This window comes from Coleofasciculus sp. (assembly GCF_046539235.1).
Lineage (GTDB): Bacteria > Cyanobacteriota > Cyanobacteriia > Cyanobacteriales > Coleofasciculaceae > Coleofasciculus.
The window spans coordinates 1-4,828 of sequence record NZ_JBKHHI010000470.1; the positions used below are offsets into that span (position 1 = coordinate 1).

A 4,828-nucleotide genomic window follows, 5' to 3' on the forward strand; every position below is an offset into this window, starting at 1 on the left:
ATGAATTATGCATTCGGTGTCTGTTCTGGGAACATACATTTATCCGAATCACAACCCACGGGTCCAGCTTCCATTAATTCACCTGCATCATATTTCTCCAAAGCTGGATAGAAATCAGACATCTTCCGTCGCTGTTGTACCTCTTGCATTAATTGCTCATACGTTGCTTTATCAATCGGTTCAAAAGGCAAACGGGGGAAGGATTGATGGTCATCAAACCGCGCCAATAGCGCCGCTGAAATATACCCTTCATCATTCTGAATCGCTTGATAAATCCGCTCTCCTAATGGTTCAACTTCATTAACGCGCAATTCCCAAGTGGAAGAGGTGTTATGCGTTACATACCAGCGCTGAACTTGCATAGCAAAATCCATTTGTGCCAATGCCGAAAACTGACTGATATCAATTTCATCGGCACCTGGTAAATCTGCCCAAGATACAGCCACGGGAATTTCCACCAGCCATTCCGAACAGGCTTCAGCAAACGGATCATTTAAGAGATTTCCATTTTCATCTTTATCAGATTGGGATGGCGTGACATTGTATCCATATTCCAGACAAGCTAACGCCACCGGATCATTCTTTCTGAAGGTAATGCGGCGAAGAAATCGCTGTGCTTTGGGGGGATGCCAACCCGGAGATGCGCCTGTAAGTAGAGATTTTGTTCCAGAGGGTTGCACGGTTGTACAGCGATTGGGGCGTTTAATCCCATGCTTATCGCAATACTCCCACACCACCCGATGCACAATATCGCGCCACCGGGTTAAATAGGCTTTTTCTTGTTCCTTGAACTGTACACCTTGGTCAGTATCTGGGCGTCCCTCTGCCCACCAGTGTAACCAGTCTGCGCCAAACGCCTTGACAAAGAAATCGAATAATCCGGTGAAGGATACACCAACAATTGGGTCTAATTCCCGTGATTTTTGATACCGTTCCTCAACAAACGTATGGTTGAGCAAAATGGCAACGGAAAGCGCCCCCGCGCTGAATGCCTCCTCTTGTTCCTTTTCGTTATTCGGATCAATTTGATTCAGGTGGATTTCGGCTAAATTACAATGGAATACCGAGCCGATAATTTCACCGCAATTGTGCGCCACAATGCCATTGGCATCGAAGCGAGAGACACCTGGAACAGTGCAATCATAAACGGATTCGATACCCGTAGGAGAAACCGACTTAACGGTGACAATAAAGCGTTCCCGGTTTAGCTGACGCTTGTATCCGTTGAGTAAATTGTCCAACTTTTGCTGTTTTTCCGGCTGACGGAAACCCACGCGATCGCGGAATTCAATCAGATTGTCGTTAGCAATCACCAATTCGTGCTGATTTTGAGCAACCGTAGAAACAATTCCTAAGCGCAGCAGCATCCGCTGAACCGCTTGCAGGAATTCAAGATTACGTTGGGCTAAACCCGCGCTAATGCCTTTATTTTGCGTTACTTGCACGCTACCATCGGCATCGAATAATCCTTGTAGGAATCCCCGATAAAACTCGTAGCTGGCTTGTTCAATTTCTGGCGTCACTATTTTTTGACCGCGATGAATCTTGAACTGGGCGGCTAATTGATCCAGCCCACTCGACGCCACTTGCTGTAAATCCGGTTGGCGATCAGAATCACCCCCTAACTTTACAGTACAAACACCATGTTGTTGGAGGGTTGCTACTTCAGACTCTGCCATTTTGACAGGAGAGTCACCCCAGAATCGCACGATGGCGGCTTGAGTTTGGGCGAGTGATCCATTACTGACGAGACTCCCTAATAACCATCCTTGGTTAAAGGTTCCCACACCTTGCCAAGGCTGAATTCCTCGGTGATTGTGCAAGCATACGCGATCGCCTGGTTGTAATTCCTCAGCCGCTACCCATTCGGTATATTGACGCTTTTGGGTTTGGGCGCTAACTCGCAAAATTTGATGGTTTCCTGTCAAACGTAGGGAAACCCCCTCTTTTGTGGCTAGGGTGAAGACAGTGCGATCGCCCGTATAGAAAAAGCCATCGGCTGTTGTGCTAAACAGTTCCCCATTAACGTAAGTTCCATGTTGCTTCCCGATTAAATCTTTAACTTGGCGCGGACCAAATTCCGTATGCACCCAAGTATCAGCCGTCACACAGGGATTTAAGCCAAACCGCTGCAAGCGATGCTCAATTTCATCGGGTGTCAAATTGGTATACTTTTCCTGTAACCAATGACGTGCGTTTCCTTGTTCATAAGCTTGCAGAAACTCTTTTCTCAAGGCTGGAGTTGTCAACAAATCACAACTTGCTCGTGCCACGGCTTCTCCCGCCCATTGAATCGCACCTTCACCAGAATAATATTGTTTGCGAACGGCGGCAATACATTCATCTAAGGTAGGTTTATGGTGAAAAACACGGGAATGATTTGCCATCCTCAACGCATCGCGTTCTGGATCAATTCGCCAGTTTCCATTTTCATCCTGTTGCCATAGGTTATCTTTAGCATTAACAAACTTTTCATCATTACTAACCCCTTGGCGCATCCCCGCACTATTAGACACCAGAATCCCTTCGCAGACAAATTCATGGATAGTTGCCACTTCAATGTCATAGGTTGGTGCGGTGCGGACATTAGTTTCTACAGACTTAACCTTGACGGGAATTAACTCCGTAGACTCCGGAACCAATCGCTTTACGGTTGGGGTAATGACTTGCTTTTGACCTGTTCCATAATTATCGCGACTAACCACAGGTTCCACTATGTCTAGGGGAAATCCATGATCGTGAAACGATTTGGGGCGTTGTTGTTGGCGTTTGCTAAACGTAATTGAGTCAGTAGACATGAAGGTTTGCACCGCTAAATAAGCCGATTCACCTACAGTCACTAACTCACCTTCCCATTTCCCTGTGCGTTTACCAATTGAAGCACACAACCGTGTGGCAATTCCCAAAGAGGCATATAGAGTCTGGATTTGCCGCAAAAAGTCGGGATGAACGGAAGCCACTAAAACCCCTTGAGAATGACATCCATCAGCATCTGCTAAACCTGCTAAATAGGCTTCCCGAATCGCCTGAGTTCCCAATAAGATACATTCGGGTACAGAGGGTGAGGTAAACGGCTGCTTAAACTGGGAAAGATACTGATTGAGGGCGGCAGAATTGAGTTGCAATTCAAAGGGCTTTGTTTTTCCCTGTTCTGGTGTTCTTAACGTATGAGTTGGCAACCCAAACTGTTCAGCCACCGCAATCAATCGTTCTAGAATTTGCGGACTATCTTGGTGAATCCGCAAGCGCACCCGCCAACCATCAGAACTGACTGAACCATCTCCTTGTAAATACCCTAAGAAATAAGCCACTTCTGAGGTTAACGCTGGCACGGTGATTGGTTTAGCCGGGGAACTTAGTTTCCCTTTAAATTCAGGTAACTCCGTTGGGGTTCCGGGAATTTTCTGGGGAACAAAGACTAAGCGATCGCCAGCTTTCAATTCTTTGGCTTTCACCATTTTATAGTTGCCATAAATGTCAGTTAATACAGCAACTTTATGGTCAGGGGTACAGTCCAAATAACCATCCTCAGTTTTGATCCGACAGAGGGATTGAACGCCTTGTTCAAAGAAGTTGGTTACCGGATAAAACCCGTTACTGGTTAAAACGCGATCGCCAATCCGAATTTTTTCAATGGCAACTAATCCAGACTCGGTGTGAACCAGGGAGCCTTCGGGTAAACAACGACGCACGTTACCCGCGACAACCACGACAGCGGCTTCATCAATTAAAAGACAGCATTCGACTGAATTTAATTGCCGTCCCACGGCTTTATTTAAAATCGCCGCACATCGCTGATACAGTTCCGGTAATTTAATCGGATTCGCCACCCCACCAAAGCCTTTTAGGGATTCTCCGGCGGGACGGATATCACTCACATTAATGGATACCTGAACTTCACCAGAAAATCGTTCATCTGTGGATAATTCCAACAGACTTTGATAGGACTTAACCCACCCTTGACGGGAGTCCCCGACATAAATTGTCACCTGATTTCCATCAATTTTGACCTCGGTTTTTTCCCGGCGTTCCTCCGATAGCGTTGTACCAATTTCACCCTCTAAGATTACATTCAGATGATTGCGAATTGGGGGTAACTGGTTAATGTATTGGGGTTCTAAAACCGCCCCTGTGCCACATCCCATCATGGCGAGGTCCATCATTAAGCCAAAGGCACGCCAGTCTACCACATTCGTAGAGGTACAATTATAAGCGCCAGAGAAATTCTCCGGATTTTCCAGCCAATCGGTGCCTCCGACCCATAACCAGCGCCCGGAGGGTAAACTTTTAATCTGGTGCATCATCCGTTCCAGCAGAGCGGTTTCTGCTGGAGTCAGCTTACCCAGTTTGCTTAAGCCTTGAATTGTGCGATCGCACACCTCCTTCCACGTCTCTCTACCCTTGGCTGTGCGGCGGCTGTAGGTTCTGAAAAATACCGGATTTGCCGTCGGTGCCGTTTCCGGAAAATCACCATTGAGATGTTTTCGCTCAAGCTCTCTTACCATCGTGATAATCTACTGTTAATTTCCGCTAAACCTAGACTATAGGTTATGTCAGATATAGCGTCAAAGCTTGAAAAATTAATCCGTTTGCGCTATGTGTAGTACGTCTGGGAAGTTTTGAGTTTTGATCCTTCGCTTCGCTCAAGGGATATAGTTTGTAGGGGCGGGTTTAGGGACAAACATGAATTGTTTTACCTAAATTTTTTGGCAAAACCCGCCCTTATTCAATTTTGAGTGAACTCCCCCATCTCCCCCTCACCCCATCTCCCCCTCCTGACAGGTGTAGGTTTTTTACTTGAGGGTGGGGACAAGACAAGGAGGACAAG

General features: G+C 46.6%; 1 protein-coding gene. It reads right to left on the minus strand.

What is annotated here, in order from left to right:
• Window positions 1-5: 5 nt before the first annotated feature.
• Window positions 6-4,505, minus strand: coding sequence for a ribonucleoside-triphosphate reductase, adenosylcobalamin-dependent (gene nrdJ / locus ACLFWI_RS26925; protein ID WP_446415475.1), 4,500 nt, complete (start codon window positions 4,503-4,505; stop codon window positions 6-8).
• Between the last annotated feature and the right edge of the window lie 323 nt (window positions 4,506-4,828).